Genomic DNA, 21,960 nt, shown 5'->3' with positions numbered 1-21,960 from the left:
CAGGCGCGAGTCTTCGCCTCGTACATCGAGAGGATGACTTCGGTGTCAGTCTCCGGTGAGTCCGTGCTCGAATGCGTAGACCACCAACTGCACTCGGTCGCGCAACGCGAGTTTGGCGAAGATTCGACTGATGTGTGTCTTCACCGTCGCCTCGCTCAAGAATTCCATCGCGGCGATCTCGGAATTGCTCAGCCCACGGGCGGTGAGTCGAAACAGTTCCTTCTCCCGTGCGGTGAGGGTGGCGAACTCGGCGGGAACCTTCGGTACCTCCGGCGTAGGTGTGAAGTGCGCCAGCAGCCCCGTCGTGGCCGACGCGGCGATCACAGAGTTACCCGCATGGACCGTCCGGATCGCGGCGAGCAGAAATTCCGGGTCGGCGTCCTTGAGCACGAAACCGCTTGCTCCGGAGCGGATCGCTCGCGCGGCGCTCTCGTCGAGATCGAAAGTGGTGAGCACCAGAATCCGCGGTGGAGTATCGGACGCGGCCACGATCTGCTCGGTGGCGGCGATACCGTCGAGCACCGGCATCCGGACGTCCATGAGCATCACATCGGGCTTCGCCGACGCGGCGAGCTCCACGGCCTCTCGCCCGTTGCCCGCTTCCCCGACGAACTCCAGGTCCGGCTGCGAGGAGATGAGCATACGAATACCTGCTCGGAACAGCTGCTGGTCGTCGACCAGAGCCACCTCGATTCGATCTGCCATCAGTCGATTCCCTTCGTGGACGAGCCGGCAGCAGGAAGCCAGGCAGTCACGGTCCACGACGAGCCGTCGCCGGACGCGGTGCACATGCCGCCGGCGAGGCTGGCGCGTTCCTTCATACCGGCGATTCCGTGCCCGCCCGATTCCGATGCCGAACGCACCGATCGCACCGTGTTGCGCACCGTCAATTCGATGCCCGCCGAGTCGGATTCGATCGTGACGCTGACGGGCTTGTCGGGATCACCGTGACGTAGGGCATTGGTCAGCGATTCCTGCGCGATGCGATAGAGCGCGAGGTGCGCACCGGCACCCAACGACACCGACGTGGTGTCGATCGAGGAGTCGATGGTCAGTCCGGTCGCGCGCACCTGGTCGAAGAGACGCTCGAGATCGTCGGGTGTCGGGTTCGGTAGATCGCCCTGACTGTGCCGAAGCTGTCCGAGCAACACCCGAACGTCGGTCAGTGCATCGCGCGCGGTGTCGGAGATGGTCGTCAGCGCGGTGTCGACGGCTGCGGGATCGATGGCGCGTACGTAGCGTGCACCGTCGGCCTGCGCGATCACCACGGCGAGCGAATGCGCCACGATGTCGTGCATGTCGCGAGCAATTCTGTTGCGCTCCTGCTCGATTGCCACTTCGTGTTCGGCGCGGGCCTGATGTACCTCGGCGAGCTCGCGTGCGTGTGCGGATTCGATGGCAGTGCGCCGGGCGTAGGCGAGACGGCCCAGTGCCCAGGACAATCCGAGCATGGCCCACAGGCCGGCGAGGAGCAGGGCGAACTGCGCGATTCGGGGTTCTTGGTAGCCCTCCTCCGTGGGCGGGCCGAAGGGATTGCCGTCCACGTACGCCAGGTACAGCGCGGCGATCACTCCGCCGCCCACGGCCGACGCGAGCCCGAAGCGTCGAACGACGCTGTCGCCGTACGCGGCCGAGCAGTACAGAATCGCGAAGATTGCGGTGTCCGCGGAGAGGGGGAGCACCCCGCCGACCATCTGCACGACGGCCAGCAGCCAGGCCAGTGCCAGCGACAGTCGCGGTGAGCGGCGCCTGATGGCCAGCGCTACGCCGAAACCGACCAGCACACCCGCGCCGGAAGAACCGTACGGTCCGCTCAGCGTCGACGGCAGCAGGAGCAGAACGAAGACGACGGCGTAGGTGGCATCGAGCACCTGCCGTGATATCGAACGCTTGCGCAGCACTCGATCAGACTACGTGGATCAGTTGGTGCGGCGACGAGCCTTCTCGAGCGCGGCCAGCGTCGACAGGACTGTGGTGCGTTGCCGTTCGAGATCCTTCATGCGTGCACGTGCCGGCAGGCCCTGCACGCCGTCGAGTGCGCTGATCTGCTCGTCGACGGAGGTGAGCTGGCCGAGCAGCTTCTGCACACGTGACTGCAGTTCGATCGCGTCGATTCCGGTGACACCGGCCTGCGACTTCTTCGTCGGTGCCTTCGCAGGCGCTCCGGACGTCGTCGAGGCCGGTGTGTTTCCCGCAGCAGCGGCCCTGGGACGCAACGCTTTGCGGACGGCAGCCGGATCGGGCAGCTTCTCGAGCCGAATACGGTTGAGCACCTCACGGGCATCCCGAGCCGTGACGCGGTACTCGCGCTCCTCCTCGTCCTCGGACGCCAGCGTGCCGCCCAGGGGCCGCAGACCGTACATCCCGATGAAGTGCTTGGCCTCGTCGATGACCGCTTCCTTCTCGCGGCACAGCCCGCAGCGCGGCTCGTTTCGGAAGTCCTCGACGCTGTCGGTACTACCGCACCAGACGCAGCCGCCCGGCGTCCATCGGGCAATTCTGACCGTAGTAGTTCCAGCCGGGCCGTGGGGAGAGTCTGCGTCGATCACGACGAGTCATCTTAGGTGACAACGAAACCCGCCCCGCACACCCCCGCCTCGCGAGCTGCATGTTCCGGTCACGGACGTGACGTAGTTCATGCGGCGCGGACGGAGAGTGGGCGGGGCGGGGTGAAACAGACTGACTGTTATGCGCTGCCGTTGAAAAGGCTGGTGACGGAACCGTTTTCGAAGACCTCGCGAATGGTGCGGGCCAGCAGCGGCGCGATCGAGAGCTCGGTCAGCGTTGCGAAGCGCTTCTCGTCGCTGATCGGCAGCGTGTTGGTGACGACCACTTCCTTGGCACCGCAGTTCGCGAGGCGCTCGGCGGCGGGGTTGGACAGAACGCCGTGGGTGGCGGCGATGACGACGTCACCGGCTCCGGCCTCCTTGAGCACCTTCACGGCGCCGGCGATGGTGCCGCCGGTGTCGATCATGTCGTCGATGAGGATGCAGGTGCGGCCTTCGACGTCACCGACGACGCGATTGGACTTGACCTGGTTGGGCACCAACGGGTCACGCGTCTTGTGGATGAACGCCAGCGGCGCGCCGTCGAACGAGTCGGCCCACTTCTCGGCGACGCGCACACGGCCGGAGTCGGGGGAGACCACGGTGATGTGCTCGAGGCTGTAGGTCGCCCGAATGTGATCGGCGAGCTGGCTGTGTGCGTGCATGTGATCGACGGGGCCGTCGAAGAAGCCCTGGATCTGATCGGTGTGCAGGTCGACGGTGATGATGCGGTCGGCACCGGCGGTCTTGAGCAGATCCGCGACCAGACGAGCGGAGATGGGCTCGCGTCCCCGGTGCTTCTTGTCCTGGCGGGCGTACGGGTAGAACGGCAGGATCGCGGTGATGCGCTTGGCCGATCCGCGCTTGAGCGCGTCGATCATGATGAGCTGTTCCATCAGCCACGTGTTGAGCGGGAACGGATGCGACTGCAGCACGAAGGCGTCCGACCCGCGGACCGACTCCTCGAAGCGCACGAAGATCTCGCCGTTGGCGAAATCACGCGCGGTCTGCGGGGTGACGTCGATTCCGAGTTCCTTGGCGACCTGCTCGGCCAACTCCGGATGTGCTCGACCAGAAAACAACATCAGGTTCTTCTGGTTGTCGATCCAATTAGGGGTGGTCACTGCTCTTCGCCGTCCTTTTGTTCTTGCCGATCACGATCTGCGAGCGCCGCTGCTTTCGCAGCTTCGGTTCCGGGCCTGTTGTCCATGACCCAGCCTTCGATATTGCGTTGCTTGCCACCGGAGACGGCCAGTGCGCCGGGAGGAACATCGTCCCGAACCACTGTTCCTGCACCGGTGTAAGCGCCGTCGCCCACATGTACGGGAGCGACGAACGTCGAGTCGGAACCGGTCCGTACGTGGGATCCGATTTCCGTGCGGCTCTTGTTGACGCCGTCGTAGTTGGCGAAGACGTTGGAGCAACCGATGTTGCTGTGGTCACCGATCGTGGCATCGCCGACGTAGGTGAGGTGCGGGACCTTGGTGTTGCGGCCGATCGTCGCGTTCTTGGTCTCCACGTAGGCACCGAGTTTGCCGCCTGCGCCCAGCACCGTGCCCGGACGCAGATAGGTGAACGGTCCGACGGTGGCATCCGGTCCGATCACGGCCTGCTCGGCGTGGGTCCGCACGACCGATGCGCGCTCGCCGATCTCGACGTCCCGCAGCGTCGAGTCCGGCCCGACGATGGCGTCGTCGGCGATGTGAGTCTTGCCGTGGAGTTGGACGCCGGGTTCGATGCGGACGTCCGCGCCGAGGGTGACGTCGATGTCGATCCAGGTGGTCGACGGGTCGACGACGGTGACGCCGGCCCGCATGTGCCGTTCGATGATGTGGCGGTTGAGCACGGACGTGACGTGCGCCAGCTGGACGCGGTCGTTGACGCCCACCACCAGATCGGGATCGGCGAGCTGAGTGCCGTACACGGCTTTGCCGTCCGCCTTGCTGATCTTGACGACGTCGGTCAGGTACAGCTCGTGCTGAGCGTTGGCGGTGCTGAGCTTGCCCAGGGCGGTACGAAGCGCAACGGCGTCGAACGCGTAGACGCCGGAGTTGACCTCACCGATGAGGACCTGAGCGGGCGTGGCGTCGGCATGCTCGACGATCTCGGCCACCTCGCCGTCGTCGGTGCGGACGATGCGGCCGTATCCGTTGGCGTCGTCGGGCAGGAATGTCAGAACCGTGGCCGCGGCGGGCCGGGGGGCGCTCAGATGCTCGTCGAGCAGAGCTTTGAGAGTGTGGCCGTCGAGCAGCGGGACGTCGGCTGCGGTGACGAGGATCGTGCCCTCGAAGTCGTCCGGGAGTGCAGCGAGGCCGCACTGGACGGCGTGCCCGGTGCCGAGCTGGCGATCCTGGACGGCAGTGTGAATCGTGCGACCGAAGGTGGCTGCCAGGTCCTGGACGGCGTCCGTGACTCGTTCGCGATCGTGTCCGACGACCGTCACCAGATGGTCGGGGCCCAGGTCGGCGGCTGCGTGGAGGGCGTGCGCAAGCATGGTGCGACCGGCCAGCGGGTGCAGAACTTTCGGAGTCTTCGATCGCATTCGGGTACCTGCACCCGCAGCGAGAACGACCACGGCGGTCTGCACAGGCATTGAGCTCCTCAGGCGGTAACGCGAATGACGGCATGCGTGAATGATGTTGCTCGCTCCGCCGCCAGGACTCGAACCTGAACTATCTGAACCAAAATCAGAGGTGCTGCCATTACACCACGGCGGATAAACGGCCAGCGGTTTCATCAGTGGCCGACGAATCGAACGACGCCTTCGTCTGCCGCTGCGCTCCCACTGAGCGCAACGATCCTCGCACGCGAGGTAGTGGTGAGTCGAACCGCGGCGCACATGAGACCGTTCGAGTTGTTCTTGTCCCTGCACTCGCGACGTTCGAAACCGGATGGTTCGGACATGGTTAGGGTGAGGGAGACGTCGAGGGTGGCGTCTGACAATGCACACGGTCGGTGACGGAAGCGGTTTTCCATGACAGGCGCAGCCTCCGAGCAGGAACGCTCACCTCGGGTCCGGATGACGGGGACGCAACGGCGCGAGCAGTTGATCGAGGTGGGTCGGACGCTGTTCGCCGAACGCGGGTACGAGGCCGCGTCCGTCGAGGAGATCGCGGGACGCGCGAACGTGTCCAAGCCGGTCGTCTACGAGCACTTCGGCGGTAAGGAAGGTCTCTACGCCGTCATCGTCGACCGCGAGATGTCGACTCTGCTGGGAATGATCACCAGTTCCCTCGATCTCAACAGGTCGCGGATCCGTGTCGAGCGCGTTGCGCTGGCGCTGCTCACCTACATCGAGGACCGCACCGACGGCTTCCGCATCCTCGTTCGTGACTCTCCGGTCTCCGCCGAGGACGGCAAGTACTCGTCGCTGCTCAACGAGGCCGTCGGTCGCGTCGGGCACATGCTGGCCGGAGATTTCTCGCGCCGAGGCCTCGATCCCGAGTTCGCGCCGATGTACGCCCAGGCCCTCGTCGGAATGGTGTCGATGACCGCGCAATGGTGGCTCGATGTGCGTACCCCGTCGAAGGAAGTGGTGGCGGCGCACGTGGTCAACCTGTGCTGGAACGGGCTGACGAATCTGGAAGCGGACCCTCGATTGACCGAGGAATGAGTACACGGTTCGGTCTCTCCGCGGCGTATGAGGGGGTATCGTCCCCTTTGTCGGCCATGAGAGCTGTGTCACCTACGGCACAGTGCTTCAATCGGACCGATGCATGTTGGCACGAGACGTAAAGCCACTCAGTGGTACCGTTCGGGCGTAATTTGCGCAGTGGCAGTTCTTATTGCGAAGGCGGATCCCATGGTCAGGCAGGCCCGCGCTGAAATCACTCGCGACACCGTGCTGGCTGGCGCAGCGAACGTATTTCTGCGCCTCGGGTACGCGAACGCGAGCCTCAGCGAGATCATTTCTCAGTCCCAGGTCACCAAGGGCGCTCTGTACTTCCATTTCGGCTCCAAGGAAGAACTGGCACGTGCGGTCATCGACGAGGGCAACGCTCGTCTGACGACGGCCTGCTCGCAGTTCAACGACGGTCGAATCCCCGCACTCGAAGCGGCGATCGGTATTTCCTACATCGTCGTCGACCTCTCGGTCAGCGACCCCATGGTCTCGGCCATGCTTCGGCTGAGCCATCAGATCGGCGATTACCGCGGCACCGAGGGCAACGTCATGGCCGGGTGGAGCGAGTCGTTCGACAGGCTCGCCGCCAAGGCCATCGCGCAGGGGGACATCGACCCCAACTCGGATTCGCGCACCATCGGATCTCTGGTCCTGGAAATCCTCACCGGCGTACACATGGTGGCAGTTGCCACCTCCACCACCGAGGAATTGCCGTCGCGCATGGAGCGCCTCTGGTACTACCTTCTCCCGGCGCTGGTTCCCGCCAACAAGCTCGACTACTTCCGCGAATTCGCAGCGCGTCGCGTCATCCGCTTCGGCCCGTAACTAGCGATGCCGGGCCACGAAGTCGGCGATGTCGTCGCGCAATCGTTCCGGATACTCGCCGTTGACGGCATGTGAGGCGTCCGGATAGAGCCGGACGGTCCCGTCGGGCAGTGTCCGCTCTGCCGTCGCGACTGCTTCCTGGGCGTCGTGCATCACCGACCTGCCCGCGATGATCGCCAGAACGGGCACGTCGAGCGTCGCGAGTTGCTTTTCGGTGAAGCTCGTGGGCTGTGGCAGCTTCAGCGAATAGCCCTGCATCCCGGCTTCGATCATGTCGGCGACGGGGACGTCCTGTACCACTGCGCCTCCCGCGGTATGGGAATTGAGGCTGTCCCGCCAGGATTTCGGAAGCCACGGCACGGCGGCGGGGAGGGCCCGAATCGCGGTGCGCCAGGGAATATCGGCGAAAGTCTGGGCCGGGTCTATCAGAGTGAGAGTGGCGAGGTGCGTGCTGTCGTGCAGCGCCAGGTTCGCTGCGGTCCACCCACCGATCGACAGTCCGACGAGATGGACCTTGTCGGTCGGCAGAGCGGCGAGTGTCTGATCGAGCCACGTGGCCTGGTCCTCGTCGCTGGTGATCGGCCGTTCCTGAATGCTGCGACCCGGCTCGCCGAGCAGGTCGACGGTGTAGACGTCGCCGATCGTCAGCAGTCCGGGCAGGTTGGCTGCCCACACCGGTGTGGCCGAGGAACGGCCGGGGAGCAGGAGCAGAGGGTGGGTCGAGGTTATGGTGCCCGCAAATCGATACACGCGCACGACGCCGTAGTCGGTTCTGATGTCGAGCGTCTCCGCCGGATCGGGCAGATCCTCGAATGCGCGGTCGTAGGCGGCGAGAAACCGGTCCTCGCTCGATGCGCTGTTCCAGTGGCCCACCGGTGACGGAGACCGGAGCGCGAACGCGAGGGCGAGCACGCCGACGGTCGACGTCCCAGCGGCGATCTTCAGGTATCGACGCCACTTGTTCGGTGCTCGGTCGTCCATCGTGAATTTCCTAACCGATCGGTAAGTAATTCAACCGTACGGTAGGCTGGCGATCGTGGCAACGAGAGAACCGAGCTTCGTCGAGCGCGCGCGACGCGCTCAGCTGATCGACGTCACGATCGACTCGGTCGCCCAACACGGGTATGCGAAGGTCTCGTTAGCCCGCATAGCGGACAGTGCCGGAATCACCAAAGCTGCTGTGCTGTATCACTTCCGAACCAAGGACGCAGTGATCGACGCCGCGTATCGATTCGTTCTCGCGGCACTGGTGGAGGACGTGGCGGCCGCGGTCGAGGCCGTCGACGCCCGGGAGGGTCCACAGGCGTACGTGCGTGCGATGGTCGGCCATCTTCGCGACCACCCGACGCACACCCGCATGTTGGTCGAGGCGCTCGGCAACTCGGCTCTGGGCCACAGCCCGGAGGATCGATGGCGTCCGTTGGCGGACATCATCGACGCATCCGTTCGGGCTCGCGGGACTACAGGCGTCGATTCACGCACCCTGGCCGTCATCACCGGGGGTGGGATCGACGCGATCGTCACCGAGCGCCTGCACGACCCGGAGTACGACTCGGTTGCTGCTGCCGAGTCTCTCTCGACGATGCTCGACGCTGCTCTGACGTAGCCCGTCGTCTCCCGCTCGCCGGGCTGTCGGTGTGCTCCCATAGACTCGGTCGTGACTGTGTGTGAGCAGCCATCGCCTCGACTCGCTTGTAGGAGCATTGCTGTTGTCTTCCGATTCTCTGCCTGCCATTTCTTCATCCGGGCCGGCCCCGATCGTTCCCGACGCGGCGCTGCAACTCTCGGGTCTGGCCAGCGTCGCGCTGACCGATTCGGCCATGGTGGCCGTCGCCGACGCCATCGGAACCGCCGAACACACACTCATCGGACCGCACTCGGTTCGCCCGTTCGTCGCCGCCGCGATCGCGCAGCACACCCAACTGTTGATCGTCACCGCCACCGGGCGTGAAGCGGACGATCTCACCGACGAACTCCGCCAGATCCTCGGCGGCGGCGTGGTCATGTTCCCGTCGTGGGAGACGCTTCCGCACGAGCGACTCTCGCCGAGCGCCGATACCGTCGGCAAGCGCCTGGACGTGCTCCGACGGCTCGCTCGCCCCGGCGGCACCGATTACGGCGATCCTCTGCGCGTCATCGTCACCACCGTCCGCTCGCTGGTGCAACCGATGGCACCCGGTCTCGGCGAGATCGAACCCGTGACCCTCAAGGTCGGCCTCGACATCGACTTCGACGGCTTGATCCACCGACTCGTCGAGTTCGGCTACCTGCGCGTGGACATGGTCGGCAAGCGCGGCGAGTTCGCCGTCCGCGGCGGCATCCTCGACCTCTTCTCGCCGACGGCAGATCACCCGGTCCGCGTGGAATTCTGGGGCGACGAGATCACCGAGCTCCGCGCGTTCGCCGTCTCCGATCAGCGTTCGTTGCCCGATCACGAGGTCGATCTGGTCATCGCTCCGCCGTGCCGCGAACTGCTTCTCACCCAGGAGGTCCGCGACCGCGCCGCGGTCCTCGCAGCCGACAACGCCGGCGACACCGCGTTGGTCGAGATGCTCGACAAGCTGTCCGCAGGCGTCCCGGTGGAGGGCATGGAGGCGCTGCTGCCGCTGCTGCAACCGGGCGAGTTGCAGTTGCTCGCGGACACCCTCCCCGCGGGAACACACGTATTGCTCTGCGATCCCGAGCGAATCCGAACGCGCGCAACAGATCTGGTCCGCACCGGGCAGGAGTTCCTCGAAGCATCCTGGACGGCGGCGTCGATCGGAGGAGCTGCGCCGCTCGATACCTCCACTCTCGATACGTCCAGCCTCGAAGGTGCGTCTCTCGATCTCGGTGCCTCGGCCTACCGTTCACTTCGACAGGTTCGCGAATCGGCGCAGGTGCACGGTCGTCCGTGGTGGACCATCAGTCCGTTGGCATCCGGCAACGGTGAAGAAGTCGAACTCGCCGTCGATTCGGTCCCGGAGGTGCGGGGATCCGAGGAGGCGCTGACGGCCCTGTTCGCAACGTTGCGGGCGCACATCGCCACCGGTGGTCGTGCGGTCATCTCCGTCGCGGGTGCAGGTACCGCCTCCCGCATCATCGAACGCCTCGCCGAGGCCGAAGTGCCTGCGGCACATCTCGATTCCGGTGCGGTCCCCGTCGCCGACGTCGTGAACGTCCTGTGCGGATCGTTGCACGACGGCCTGGTCTTTCCCGATGCGAAACTCGTGGTCGTCACCGAGAGCGATCTGACCGGCAACCGCGTGGCCGCAGCGGGCGAGGGGCGCAAGCTCCCGGCGAAGCGTCGCAACCAGGTCGATCCGCTCGCCCTCGTCGCCGGCGACAGCGTCGTGCACGATCAGCACGGCATCGGTCGATTCGTCGAGATGGTCGAACGCACCATCGGCGGCGCCCGACGCGAATACCTCGTGGTCGAATATGCACCGAGCAAGCGGGGCCATCCAGGCGACCGACTCTTCGTCCCGATGGACTCGCTCGATCAGCTCTCGCGTTACGTCGGCGGCGAGCTGCCGGCTCTGAGCAAGCTCGGCGGGTCCGATTGGGCCAACACCAAACGCAAGGCGCGCAAGGCAGTTCGCGAGATCGCCGGCGAACTCGTGCAGCTGTACGCCGCTCGTCAGGCAGCGCCCGGGCACGCTTTCGGGCCCGACACTCCGTGGCAGCTCGAAATGGAAGATGCGTTCGGGTTCACCGAGACCGTCGACCAGATGACCGCCATCACCGACGTCAAGGCCGACATGGAGAAGGCGGTGCCGATGGACCGCGTCATCCTCGGTGACGTCGGCTACGGCAAGACCGAGATCGCGGTTCGCGCCGCGTTCAAGGCGGTGCAGGACGGCAAGCAGGTGGCCGTGCTGGTTCCGACAACGCTTCTGGCACAACAACATCTGCAGACCTTCACTGCTCGGATGGCGTCGTTCCCGGTGACGGTGAAGGGGCTCTCCCGCTTCACTCACGGCTCCGAATCCAAAGAGGTCATGGCCGGGCTGGCCGACGGAACGGTCGACATCGTCGTCGGTACGCACCGCCTGCTGCAGACCGGTGTGGCCTGGAAGGACCTCGGTCTGGTCATCGTCGACGAGGAGCAGCGCTTCGGCGTCGAGCACAAGGAGCACATCAAGTCGCTCCGAACCCACGTAGACGTGCTGACGATGTCTGCGACGCCGATTCCGCGAACGCTCGAGATGAGCCTGGCCGGAATCCGGGAGATGTCGACCATCCTCACACCGCCGGAGGAGCGGCACCCGGTGCTCACGTACGTGGGTGCGTACAACGACAAGCAGGTGGCCGCGGCCATCAGGCGTGAGCTGCTGCGCGACGGCCAGGTGTTCTTCGTGCACAACCGAGTCAGCTCGATCGACAAGGCCGCCAAGAAGATTCGTGATCTGGTCCCCGAGGCGCGGGTGGCGACGGCACACGGTCAGATGAACGAGGAAACACTCGAACGCACCGTGCAGGGCTTCTGGCAGCGCGAGACCGACGTGCTGGTGTGTACCACCATCATCGAGACCGGTCTCGACATCTCCAATGCCAACACGCTGATCGTCGAGCGATCCGATTCGCTGGGCCTCTCTCAGTTGCACCAGCTGCGAGGCCGAGTGGGCCGTAGTCGCGAGCGCGGTTACGCATATTTCCTGTATCCGCCGGAGAAGCCGCTCACCGAGACCGCATACGACCGGCTGGCGACCATCTCTCAGAACTCCGATCTCGGTGCCGGTATGGCCGTGGCGATGAAGGACCTCGAAATCCGTGGTGCCGGAAACGTTCTGGGCGCGGAGCAGTCCGGTCACGTCGCAGGCGTCGGATTCGACCTGTACGTGCGGCTCGTCGGTGAAGCGGTCGAGGCGTACCGCGCGGCCGCCGACGGCAAGCCCATCACCACCGACGAGGCACCCAAGGAAGTGCGCATCGACCTGCCCGTCGACGCCAACATCCCACCCGACTACGTCACCAGCGATCGATTGCGGCTCGAGGGCTATCGAAAGCTCGCTGCGGCAGCCGATTCCGAGGGCATCGACGCCGTCATCGACGAGCTCGTCGACCGGTACGGTCCGCTGCCCGAGGAGGTCGGCCGCCTGGTCTCCATCGCCAAGCTGCGCCTGATCGCCAAGGAATACGGTCTGACCGACGTCAACGTCGCCGGAACGCAGGTGAAGCTGGCCCCCATGGATCTGCCCGATTCCAAGCAGATCCGCCTCAAGCGGCTGTACCCGAGTGCTGCGTACCGGGCCACCACCGGTGTGGTGCAGTTGCCGCTGCCGCGCGTCGAGGGCGGCGGCGTGGGGGCGGCGCGCGTACGCGACGTCGAATTGGTCCAGTTCATCGCCGATCTCATCCTATCCTTGGACGGGAAACCATCTCGGTCGGTGTTGCTGGAGCAAACAGTGGGGGTGTAGCGGTGACGGTAGTTCTGCTCGACCCGGTCCGTCCCACGCAGGTCCCGGTGGACGCCGTCGAATTTCTGGGCGAGCCCGTGCAATTCACCGAGGAAGTACCGGTGCGAGTGCGGTGGCTGTTCTCCGGAACCGCTGCGCCCGACGCCGTCGACGCTGTTCTGGTGAGCACCGACCCGGCCAACCCCGACGTTCAGGAACGGATCGGGCTCGGCGAACGGATCATCGCCGCCGAGAAGCTCCCCGGTGACGACCTGATCGCGGCGGTCCGGTTGATGGATCGGCTGCGCACTCTCGGCGGCTGGGAAGCGCAGCAGACCCACGAGTCGTTGCGCGGGTACCTGCTGGAAGAAACGTACGAGCTGCTCGACGCCATCGCCGCGGGCAACTTGGTGGACCTGCGCGAAGAACTCGGAGACCTGTTGCTGCAGGTGCTCTTTCATTCCAGAATTGCTCAGGATGCCGCCGAGAACGCATTCGACGTCGACGACGTCGCCGCGGGACTCGTCGCCAAACTCACCCACCGCAGCCCGCACCTCGGTCGAACGGGCAACGGCCCCATCGACATCGCCGAACAAGAGCGAGCCTGGGAAGAGCAGAAGGCATCGGAGAAGGCGCGCGGATCCTGCGTCGACGGAATCGCCCTGTCTCAGCCGTCACTGGCACTGACACAGAAGGTGATCGGCCGCGCCACCAAGGCAGGCCTGCCCGACGAACTGATTCCCGACGGCCTTCGCGTCGTACACATCGGAGTCGATCACTCGCACGGCGGAGACAGTGCCGAGGACCTGCTTCGGCGTCGGGTACTGGATTTTGCATCCCTGATTCGCAACGCCGAAGCCTCGGCCCGCAACGCCGGCATCGCGCCCGGCGAGATGTCTGCACTCGACTGGATCGAGCACTGGGGTCTGCGGGGCTGAGGGTTCCCCACCCACCCCTCGTACCTCGATCCGGACCGGCTACCTGCGCCAGAACAAATGATGCGTGACGCCGCTGCCGCTGGGGATCACCTCGTGTTCGAATCTGTCGTTCAATTCGTCGGGTGAATCCCACAGCTTCAGGCCCGAGCCGAATTCGATGGGCGAGACGGCGATGTGCATGGTGTCGACGAGGTCGGCGTCGAGGAATTCTCGGATGCTGGTGACGCCACCGCCGAGCCGCACGTCCTTGCCGCCCGCGGCCGCCTTTGCCTGTGTCAGTACCTCGGCGGGCTCGCCGTCGACGAAGTGAAACGTGGTGTCGGACAGTGTGATCGATGGTCGCGCGTGGTGGGTGAGGACGAAGACGGGGGTGTGGAACGGTGGTTCCTCGCCCCACCAGCCCTGCCATTCGTGGTCGGTCCACGGTCCGCGTTGGGGCCCGAACTTGTTCCGGCCCATGATCTCGGCACCGATGTTGTTGGAGAAGTCGCGGGCGAGGTAATCGTCGAGTCCGCGACTGCCGCCCGAACCGGCGTTTCCAGGAAAGCTGGCGGTGGCGAAGTACCACCTCATCAGTGCCAGATGGTCGAGACCGAACGGGTTCTCGAAGCTTTGGTCCGGCCCCGCAGCAATTCCGTCGCTCGAAATGGTGAAGTTCTGTACCCGAACCAGCTGTCCCATGTGTGCTCCCGAAGTCGATGACGATGATGTACGACGTATGGACCGAGCCGACCGTACTAACTCACCGCTCGCCTGTGTCAATGGACCCTTGCAGCGGTCAGACGTGTGCAATGCGCCATCGACGCAGGCCGGGGTCGTGCGTGAATGGACCATTGCAGCGGCCAGACGCATGCAAGGGTCCATTGACGCCGACGCGGGGACCGGTCTACTCGAACAGCGTCGAACCCCAGTATTCGGATTCTCCGACGCCGGGAGGGCAGGCGAATACCGCGGACCCCACGTGTTGGATGTATTCGTTCAGGGCGTCCTTGCGGGAGAGGGCCAGTTGCATCGGGACGAATTGGGTCAGTGGGTCGCGGCAGTAGGCGATGAAGAACAGTCCGGCGTCGAGGTGGCCGAAGCCGTCGGATCCGTCGGTGAAGTTGTATCCACGACGCAGCAGTTGCACACCGCCGAGGTTTTCCTTCGACGCCAGGCGCACGTGGGCGGTCTTGTCGATGAAGGTGCCCTCTGGCCCCTGGGACTCGAAGTCGAGTGCGTCGAATTCGTCCTTCTGGCCGAGCGGCGCACCGGTTCCTTTACTGCGCCCGATCACTCGCTCTTGTTCCTTGAGCGTGGTGCGGTCCCAGGATTCGATCAGCATGCGGATTCGACGCGCCACGAGGTACGAGCCGCCTGCCATCCATTCCTGATCGTCATCGGATGCAACCCACACGTTGTCGTTCAGCAGCGTCGGGTCCTCGGCTTTGAGGTTAGCCGTTCCGTCCTTGAAGCCGAACAGGTTTCGCGGGGTGGACTGGGTGGTCGAGGTGGACGAGGTGCGACCGAACCCGAGTTGCGACCACTTGACCGACACGGTCCCGAAGCCGACACGGGCGAGGTTGCGGATGGCGTGGACGGCAACCTGCGGGTCGTCGGCGCAGGCCTGGATGCACAGGTCTCCGCCGGAGCGTGCGGGATCGAGATTGTCAGCAGGGAAGTGCTGCAGATCGGCAAGTGACGCAGGCCTTTTCGAGGCCAGGTCGAAGCGATCGAACATGCTCGGTCCGAAACCGATCGTCAACGTGAGCGACGACGCGCTCAGGCCGAGGGCCTCGCCGGTATCCGCGGGAGGGTTGTACTGGCCGCCGTCGACAGCGCCGCCGTCGAACGTCTCCTCACCCTTGGTGAGGCGTTCGGCCATCAGGGTCCACTTTTTCAGCAGCGCAACGAATTCGTCGCGAGAATCGGTGGTGATGTCGAAGGCGACGAAGTGCATACGATCCTGTGCCGGGGTGACGATTCCGGCCTGGTGGTCTCCACGAAATTCGACGACATCCGAGGTGGGCACCTCGGCACCCGACGCCGTCGCATGTCCTGCGATCGCGCCGACTCCGACGAGCGCAGCACCGGTCCCGACGGCACCGAAGAGGCGCCGCCGGGAGAACTGTCCGGTCTTACTGTCCGGCAACGACACCCTGCACCTGGCTCACTTCGGCGGACAATGCGTCGATCTTGTTGGACAGTTCCTGGCGCTGCGGTTCGGTCACGGTGTCGTAGAAGACGAAGCCGTCTCCGCTGCGGTACTTGGCGAGTTCGGCATCGAGTTCTTCGAAGCGGGCATCGATGGCGGTGCCCAGTTCGGCGTTGCGCTCGTCGAGGATCGGACGGACGGCGGCGATGGCGGCCTGCGAGCCGTCGACGTTGGCCTGGAAGTCCCACAGGTCGGTGTGCGAGAAGAAGTCCTCTTCACCGCTGATCTTGGTCTTGGCGACCTCGTCGAGCAATCCCTGTGCGCCGCCTGCCACCTGGATCGGGTCGATGGTGAAGTCGTCGGCCTTGATCTTGTCGGCGAGTTCGGTGATGTCGGCCTCGAGCTGATCGGCCATCGCGTTCGTGTCGGGCTGCAGGCCCTGCGTCCACAGGTCCTTCTCGATGCGGTGGAAGCCGGTCCACTCCGCACCGGGCTCCACGTCGGGTTCGCGCAGGTCGATGCGCGGGTCGAGGTCGTCCGGGAAGCTCTCGGCTACGGGCTCGATGCGCTCGTAATAGCTACGCGCAATGGCGAATTGAGCCTTGGCTGCGTCGACGTCCCCGCTCTTGACGGCGGTGACGAACGAGGCCGTAGTGTCCTGCAGTGCGTCGATCTGGCTGACGACGTAGCGCTTGTAGCCGGATGCGGCCTCGGCAAGGAGTCCGTCATCGTCCGCGGTGCGGACCGAGTCGCCGGTGACGACGTAGTCGGCGCGGATACCGTCGCCCACCATGCCTGCCTTGCAGGCGGTTTGGTACGTGCCGGGGTCGGGCAGGGCGACGATGAGCTGACGCGTCAGGCCGGGTCCGATGTTCTCCACCTCACCCATGACGCGGTCACCTTCGCCGTAGACGTAGAACTCGGTGACCTTGCTGCCGTTGTTGGTGATCTGGAACGTCGAGTTGCCCGTGGTGCCCTCGGATGCGCCGACGTCGCAGGAGGAATCGGTTGCGGTGACGGTGATGTCGCCCGACGCGGCCTCGGTGGAGGACTTCTCGGTGCATCCGGCCAGAGCCATCGGCAGAACCGCGACGGCGGCCAGAGCGTAGGTGGTACGACGCATTGTGGTGGTGCCTTTCAGGAGGATTGCAGAGCAGGCTCGGGAGTCGCGGGAACGCGGACCGGGCGGAGGAAGAGGTAGAGGACGATCACGATGTAGAGCACCCACGCGATCGCTTGGAACACAGTGGGTTCGGGCCGGAAATTGAAGATGCCGGCGAGCACGGTGCCGTACCAGCTCGAGGTGTCGAAGTGTGCGGTGATGTCGAAGGCGACTGCGCTGCCGCCGGGCAGAATGCCGCCGATCTGCAGTGCGCGGATGCCGTAGGCGAGAATTCCGGCGGCGACCACGATCAGGAATATGCCGGTGTACTTGAAGAACACGGCGAAGTTGATGCGGACGGCACCGAAGTACAGGAACACCGTCAGCACGGCGGCGACGACGATGCCGAGCAGCAGTCCGAGCAGTGGCCACAGGCTGCCGTTGGTGTTCTCGGCGTAGCCGACCATGAGCAGTGCCGTTTCGACGCCTTCGCGGCCGACGGCGAAGAACGCCAAAGCCAATACCGCGGCGGGCCCGACGGTGAGCGCCTTCTCCATGTTCGCCCGTAGTTCGCCGGAGATGTTCTTCGCGGCGGTGCGCATCCACAGCACCATCGCGGTCACGATGACGACGGCCACGAGCGATGCTGCTCCGGCGATGATCTCGGCGGTCAGTCCGGTGACGGTGGACGTGCCGTAATGGATCACGAAGAAGATGGCGGCGACCATGGCGACGGCCAGGCCGACTCCGAGCCAGACCCACTTGAGCGCGTCGCGTCGTTCGGCTTTGACGAGGAACGCGACGAGGATCATCACGACGATGCCGGTCTCGAGCCCTTCGCGCAGGCCGATCAAGCCACTGCCGAACATCTGGGTGGCGATCGACGGCGCAGAACCGGCGGCGAGAACGACTGTGGACACGGATGGTGCTCCTGTGGTGCGTCGAACATTGGTACGCCTGCCCTCTCCAAGGGTAGGCGACCCTCATGTGTGAAGGCTGACCAAAACATACACCCTGCAACCCTGCCCGAATGCGCGTTGACCAGGGGTTATCTCGGCCTTTAGCTTTCTATTACCTTGCGTGTGCAGGATGGAGTGGTGATCTCCCGTATCTGCGTGCTCGCCACAGCGTCGGTCCTGCTCGCGTTGACGGCGTGCGGCACCGGCGAACCGAAGCGCGAGATTCCCGAGGGCATCCCGCCCGGACCCGGCACCGAAGTGCCGGCCATCGACTTCAACGCACCGGGACGCACGGCCGATCTGTTGCTCGCCTGGGCCGAACCCCAGACCGACGCGCTGGGCATCTCGGTGACCGCCCTGGCGTCGTACGGGCACGCTGCGGCGATCATGACCGAGACGGATGCCGACTGCGGAATCGCATGGACGACGCTCGCCGGCATCGGATACATCGAGAGTCGGCACGGCACCTACCAGGGTTCGTCGGTGGCCCCCGACGGCCTCGTTGCGCCGCCGATTCGCGGAATCCCACTCGACGGCGGACCGGGCGTCGCCGAGATTCCGGACACCGACGGCGGCGTGATGGACGGTGATACCGAGTTCGATCGGGCGATGGGCCCGATGCAGTTCATTCCCGAGACGTGGAGGAAATGGGGCGTCGACGCCAACGGCGATGGCGTCGCAGATCCCGACAACATCGACGACGCAGCGCTGACCGCGGCGCGATACCTGTGTGCGCGCGGCGGTGATCTGCGGACGGCGCAGGGCTGGGAGAGCGCGCTGATGGCGTACAACCTGTCGGGTCAGTATCTGCGGGACGTGCGCGATCGAGCGGCCGCGTACTCGGTGGGCACCAGGCCGTAGATCTCCGTGCATCGCGGGAGGCACCGGGAAGCGGCTAGTCTTGCACCCGGCACAGTCCGCCGGTCCCCGTTACTAGGAGAAGCATTCGTGGCCATCATTGAGCAGGTCGGAGCTCGCGAGATCCTCGATTCCCGTGGCAACCCCACGGTTGAGGTCGAGGTCGCATTGGACGACGGGACGTTGACCCGTGCAGCCGTTCCCTCCGGCGCATCCACCGGTGAGCACGAGGCCGTCGAGCTTCGTGACGGCGGAGACCGCTACGGCGGCAAGGGCGTCGAGAAGGCAGTCAACGCGGTCCTCGACGAGATCGCACCGGCGGTCATCGGCCTCGACGCCATCGAGCAGCGCACCGTCGACCAGGCCCTGCTCGATCTGGACGGCACGCCCGACAAGTCTCGCCTCGGCGCGAACTCCCTGCTGGGTGTCTCGCTCGCCGTCGCCAAGGCCGCGGCCGAGTCCACCGGCCTCGAGCTCTTCCGCTACCTCGGTGGCCCGAACGCCCACATCCTGCCGGTCCCGATGATGAACATCATCAATGGTGGCGCACACGCAGACAGTGGCGTCGACGTGCAGGAATTCATGATCGCGCCGATCGGTGCGCCCACGTTCAAGGAATCGCTGCGCTGGGGTGCCGAGGTCTACCACGCACTCAAGTCCGTACTCAAGGCCAAGGGTCTGTCCACCGGCCTCGGTGACGAGGGTGGCTTCGCTCCCGACCTCGCCGGCACCAAGGCTGCCCTCGACCTGATCCTCGAGGCGATCGGCAAGACCGGTCTCAAGCCCGGACAGGACGTCGCCCTCGCGCTCGACGTGGCGGCCACCGAGTTCTACACCGCGGGCACCGGCTACGCCTTCGAGCGCGAGACCAAGTCCGCCGAGCAGATGTCGGCCTTTTACGGCGAGCTCGTCGACGCTTACCCGCTGGTCTCCATCGAGGATCCGCTCGACGAGAACGACTGGGACGGCTGGGTTGCCCTCACCGAGTCGATCGGCGACAAGGTTCAGCTCGTCGGCGACGATCTGTTTGTCACCAACCCCGAGCGTCTCGAAGACGGGATCGTCAAGGGTGCGGCCAACGCGCTGCTGGTCAAGGTCAACCAGATCGGCACGCTCACCGAGACCCTCGACGCCGTCGATCTGGCGCACCGCAACGGCTACAAGACGATGATGAGCCACCGGTCGGGTGAGACCGAGGACACCACCATCGCTGACCTGGCAGTTGCCGTCGGCAGCGGCCAGATCAAGACCGGTGCTCCGGCTCGAAGCGAGCGCGTGGCCAAGTACAACCAGTTGCTGCGTATCGAAGAAGCTCTGGGCGACGCGGCGCGTTACGCCGGCGAGTTGTCTTTCCCCCGGTTCAATTACGAGGGATAGCGAACAGGCACGTATGGCACGAAGTGGAGAGTGAATGATGGCACGGCGCGGCAGGTCCGGGACCAGTCCAGGTGGACGTGATCCCCGACCCCGCGGCCGGTCCTCCACATCGAGTCGGTCCAAGGCCGGGGGCGTCTCTCGTGAGGAGAACGCCTCCGGCCGGCAGGCCACCCCACCGGAACCCTCGGATCAGGCGCGCGACGCCGTGGTCGGCGGCAAGGCCGCGCCCCGGCGCGTCGGTGTTCGTCGACCCAAGATGCCCGAGCGGACGTTCTTCGGACTGTCCACCGGCCGAGCCGTCATCCTCGGTGTCGTGGTGTGCGCGCTGGCGTTGACGCTGGCCGTGCCGCTGCGCACGTATTTCTCGCAACGCAGTGAGCTCGAGTCCGTGTTGGCCGAGCGTCAGACCCTGCAGGACGAGGTGGACGCGCTCCAGACACAGAAGTCGCAGCTCGACGAGCCGTCCCGCATTGCGGCCGACGCTCGCGAACGGCTGCGTTTCGTCATGCCGGGGGAGACGCCGTATCAGGTGCAGTTGCCCGGCGATTATTCGCCGAGCTCCGCGGACCTCGCCGTGGACAACACGCCGACGGGACCGTGGTTCACCGAACTGTGGAACACCGCCGTCCAGCCGCAGGGATCGAACGAACCCCCGGAGCCGACGTCCGCACCCATGCCACTCGTACAGCCAGAACCTGCACCGGCCGCGCCGGCGGTGCCAGAACCAGAAGGAGGACCGGTCGGGTGAATTCCTCGGCAGTCTCGCAGGAAGATCTCGATGCGGTCGCAGCGCAGCTCGGACGTGAACCGCGTGGCGTACTCGAGATCGCGTACCGATCTCCGGACGGCAGGCCGGGTGTGGTGAAAACCGCCCCGAAGTTGCCCGACGGGACGCCTTTTCCCACTCTGTTCTATCTGACGGATCCGCGGCTGACGGCCGAGGCCAGTCGACAGGAATCGGCCGGGGTGATGCGGGAGATGACCGAGCGTCTCGGTACCGATCCCGAACTGGCCGCGGCATACTTGCGCGCACATCAGTCGTATCTGGCCGAGCGTGACGAGATCGAATCTCTCGGAACGGATTTCACTGGCGGCGGTATGCCCGATCGCGTCAAGTGCCTGCACGTGCTCATCGCGCATTCGTTGGCCAAGGGTCCGGGCGTCAACCCGCTGGGTGACGAGTCGGTTGCGTTGGCAGCGGAGAACTCGTTGCGCGGCAAGGCAATTCCGGCCGATTGGCCGACCATCGAAGAACTACGTGCGGAGAAGCAATGACCAGGGTTGCAGCAATCGATTGCGGCACCAACTCGATCCGCCTGCTCGTCGCAGACAACAACGGTAAGTCCCTCGCCGACGTCGCTCGCGAGATGCGAGTGGTACGGCTCGGGCAAGGCGTCGACGCCACCGGAGCATTCGTACCCGAGGCGATCGAGCGCACCCGCGTGGCATTGGTCGAGTACGCGGAGATCATTCGCAAGACCGGTGCCACAGCGGTGCGGATGGTCGCCACCTCGGCCACTCGGGATGCGTCCAATCGAGAGGACTTCTTCTCGATGGTGCGTGAGGTGCTCGGCAAGGTCATCCCCGGTGCCGAGGCCGAAGTGATCACCGGCGACGAGGAAGCACGACTGTCGTTCGCCGGTGCAGTCGGTGAACTCGACGCTGCGGCAGGGCCTTTCCTGGTGGTCGATCTGGGTGGTGGTTCCACCGAGCTCGTGCTGGGCGACGCCAAGGGCGTCAAGTCCGCGTTCTCGGCCAACATTGGCTGCGTACGCCTCACCGAACGGTTCCTGCACAGTGACCCACCCACTGTCGGCGAGATCAACGGTGCGCGTGAGTACGCGCGCGAGAAGTTGGCGGAGGCGTTCGAGGAAGTGTCGATCGGTGACGCGTCGAGCTGGGTGGGGGTGGCCGGCACGATGACGACCATCGCGGCCATCGCCAAGGAACTACCCGAGTACGACGCGGACGCCGTGCATCTTTCGCGAGTGCCGTTCGATCAGCTCTTCGAGGTGTGCGAGCGACTGATCGGCATGACGCATACGCAGCGAAGCGCGTTGGGCCCCATGCACCCCGGACGGGTCGACGTCATCGGCGGCGGTGCAATTGTGTGCAGCGTATTGGCCGAGGAGTTCGAGCGACGCGGTGCCGTGAGCTCGTTGACGGTCAGTGAGCACGACATCCTCGACGGTATCGCGATGTCCATCAAGATCTGATCTGC

At 65.3% G+C, this 21,960-nt stretch carries 20 protein-coding genes and 1 tRNA gene; 10 read left to right on the top strand and 11 right to left on the bottom strand.

Annotation, left to right across the window (positions count from 1 at the left end; translation table 11 throughout):
* Nucleotides 1–45 precede the first annotated feature (45 nt).
* From CH273_RS11800 to CH273_RS11775, 6 genes are all read right to left on the bottom strand, one after another.
* Nucleotides 46–705, bottom strand: coding sequence for a response regulator (locus CH273_RS11800; protein WP_032395701.1), 660 nt, complete (start codon nucleotides 703–705; stop codon nucleotides 46–48).
* Nucleotides 705–1,901 carry a sensor histidine kinase gene (locus CH273_RS11795; RefSeq protein ID WP_032395700.1) on the bottom strand — a complete coding sequence of 399 codons (1,197 nt, stop codon included), beginning with the start codon at nucleotides 1,899–1,901 and terminating at the stop codon, nucleotides 705–707. The genes CH273_RS11800 and CH273_RS11795 overlap by 1 nt, the downstream gene beginning before the upstream one ends.
* 18 nt (nucleotides 1,902–1,919) lie before the next feature.
* Nucleotides 1,920–2,549, bottom strand: coding sequence for a hypothetical protein (locus tag CH273_RS11790; RefSeq protein WP_230596802.1), 630 nt, complete (start codon nucleotides 2,547–2,549; stop codon nucleotides 1,920–1,922).
* Nucleotides 2,550–2,686: 137 nt separating this feature from the next.
* Nucleotides 2,687–3,670 (bottom strand): ribose-phosphate diphosphokinase, encoded by a 984-nt coding sequence (locus tag CH273_RS11785; RefSeq protein WP_032395699.1) that lies wholly within the window; start codon nucleotides 3,668–3,670, stop codon nucleotides 2,687–2,689.
* Nucleotides 3,667–5,139 (bottom strand): bifunctional UDP-N-acetylglucosamine diphosphorylase/glucosamine-1-phosphate N-acetyltransferase GlmU, encoded by a 1,473-nt coding sequence (gene glmU / locus CH273_RS11780; protein ID WP_032395698.1) that lies wholly within the window; start codon nucleotides 5,137–5,139, stop codon nucleotides 3,667–3,669. The genes CH273_RS11785 and glmU overlap by 4 nt, the downstream gene beginning before the upstream one ends.
* 53 nt (nucleotides 5,140–5,192) lie before the next feature.
* Nucleotides 5,193–5,263 (bottom strand) — tRNA-Gln (locus tag CH273_RS11775).
* A gap of 257 nt (nucleotides 5,264–5,520) precedes the next feature.
* Between CH273_RS11775 and CH273_RS11770 the strand changes: the two genes are divergently transcribed.
* Nucleotides 5,521–6,159 carry a TetR/AcrR family transcriptional regulator gene (locus tag CH273_RS11770; protein WP_082073772.1) on the top strand — a complete coding sequence of 213 codons (639 nt, stop codon included), beginning with the start codon at nucleotides 5,521–5,523 and terminating at the stop codon, nucleotides 6,157–6,159.
* A 189-nt stretch (nucleotides 6,160–6,348) separates the two neighbouring features.
* Nucleotides 6,349–6,993 (top strand): ScbR family autoregulator-binding transcription factor, encoded by a 645-nt coding sequence (locus tag CH273_RS11765; protein ID WP_032395696.1) that lies wholly within the window; start codon nucleotides 6,349–6,351, stop codon nucleotides 6,991–6,993.
* Here the strand turns inward: CH273_RS11765 and CH273_RS11760 are convergent, their stop codons facing one another.
* Complete coding sequence (locus CH273_RS11760; RefSeq protein WP_032395695.1) at nucleotides 6,994–7,974, bottom strand: alpha/beta fold hydrolase; 981 nt, start codon at nucleotides 7,972–7,974, stop codon at nucleotides 6,994–6,996.
* A 55-nt stretch (nucleotides 7,975–8,029) separates the two neighbouring features.
* Between CH273_RS11760 and CH273_RS11755 the strand changes: the two genes are divergently transcribed.
* The 3 genes from CH273_RS11755 to CH273_RS11745 all read left to right on the top strand — a co-directional run bounded on the left by CH273_RS11755 (nucleotide 8,030) and on the right by CH273_RS11745 (nucleotide 13,309).
* Entirely contained in the window at nucleotides 8,030–8,599 is a 570-nt protein-coding gene (locus tag CH273_RS11755) for a TetR/AcrR family transcriptional regulator (RefSeq protein WP_032395694.1), read from the top strand.
* Nucleotides 8,600–8,813: 214 nt separating this feature from the next.
* Complete coding sequence (gene mfd / locus CH273_RS11750) at nucleotides 8,814–12,392, top strand: transcription-repair coupling factor (protein ID WP_230596869.1); 3,579 nt, start codon at nucleotides 8,814–8,816, stop codon at nucleotides 12,390–12,392.
* A gap of 2 nt (nucleotides 12,393–12,394) precedes the next feature.
* Nucleotides 12,395–13,309: a nucleoside triphosphate pyrophosphohydrolase gene (locus CH273_RS11745; protein WP_032395693.1), complete on the top strand. Its 915-nt coding sequence runs from the start codon at nucleotides 12,395–12,397 to the stop codon at nucleotides 13,307–13,309.
* A 39-nt stretch (nucleotides 13,310–13,348) separates the two neighbouring features.
* Here the strand turns inward: CH273_RS11745 and CH273_RS11740 are convergent, their stop codons facing one another.
* From CH273_RS11740 to efeU, 4 genes are all read right to left on the bottom strand, one after another.
* Nucleotides 13,349–13,990, bottom strand: a complete 642-nt coding sequence (locus CH273_RS11740; protein ID WP_032395692.1) for a dihydrofolate reductase family protein — start codon at nucleotides 13,988–13,990, stop codon at nucleotides 13,349–13,351.
* Between the two features lie 205 nt (nucleotides 13,991–14,195).
* A complete protein-coding gene (gene efeB / locus CH273_RS11735) occupies nucleotides 14,196–15,446 on the bottom strand; it encodes an iron uptake transporter deferrochelatase/peroxidase subunit (protein ID WP_032395691.1) in 1,251 nt (416 codons plus the stop codon).
* Nucleotides 15,427–16,566 (bottom strand): iron uptake system protein EfeO, encoded by a 1,140-nt coding sequence (gene efeO, locus CH273_RS11730; protein ID WP_032395690.1) that lies wholly within the window; start codon nucleotides 16,564–16,566, stop codon nucleotides 15,427–15,429. The genes efeB and efeO overlap by 20 nt, the downstream gene beginning before the upstream one ends.
* Nucleotides 16,567–16,580: 14 nt before the next feature.
* Complete coding sequence (efeU, locus tag CH273_RS11725) at nucleotides 16,581–17,414, bottom strand: iron uptake transporter permease EfeU (protein ID WP_052049770.1); 834 nt, start codon at nucleotides 17,412–17,414, stop codon at nucleotides 16,581–16,583.
* 228 nt (nucleotides 17,415–17,642) lie between these two features.
* Between efeU and CH273_RS11720 the strand changes: the two genes are divergently transcribed.
* From CH273_RS11720 to CH273_RS11700, 5 genes are all read left to right on the top strand, one after another.
* Entirely contained in the window at nucleotides 17,643–18,365 is a 723-nt protein-coding gene (locus tag CH273_RS11720; RefSeq protein ID WP_094638007.1) for a lytic transglycosylase domain-containing protein, read from the top strand.
* Nucleotides 18,366–18,452: 87 nt separating this feature from the next.
* Complete coding sequence (eno, locus tag CH273_RS11715; protein ID WP_008718800.1) at nucleotides 18,453–19,739, top strand: phosphopyruvate hydratase; 1,287 nt, start codon at nucleotides 18,453–18,455, stop codon at nucleotides 19,737–19,739.
* A 34-nt stretch (nucleotides 19,740–19,773) separates the two neighbouring features.
* Nucleotides 19,774–20,487, top strand: a complete 714-nt coding sequence (locus tag CH273_RS11710; RefSeq protein WP_230596801.1) for an FtsB family cell division protein — start codon at nucleotides 19,774–19,776, stop codon at nucleotides 20,485–20,487.
* Nucleotides 20,484–21,014, top strand: coding sequence for a DUF501 domain-containing protein (locus CH273_RS11705; RefSeq protein WP_032395686.1), 531 nt, complete (start codon nucleotides 20,484–20,486; stop codon nucleotides 21,012–21,014). The genes CH273_RS11710 and CH273_RS11705 overlap by 4 nt, the downstream gene beginning before the upstream one ends.
* Nucleotides 21,011–21,955: a Ppx/GppA phosphatase family protein gene (locus CH273_RS11700; protein ID WP_032395685.1), complete on the top strand. Its 945-nt coding sequence runs from the start codon at nucleotides 21,011–21,013 to the stop codon at nucleotides 21,953–21,955. Before CH273_RS11705 ends, CH273_RS11700 begins: the two co-directional genes overlap by 4 nt.
* Nucleotides 21,956–21,960 lie beyond the last annotated feature (5 nt).

It is taken from the genome of Rhodococcus sp. 05-339-2, assembly GCF_002258965.1.
In the GTDB taxonomy this organism is placed as follows: domain Bacteria; phylum Actinomycetota; class Actinomycetes; order Mycobacteriales; family Mycobacteriaceae; genus Rhodococcoides.
The sequence above is the reverse complement of the archived record's forward strand: the minus strand, read 5'-3'. Positions and strand labels throughout refer to the sequence as shown.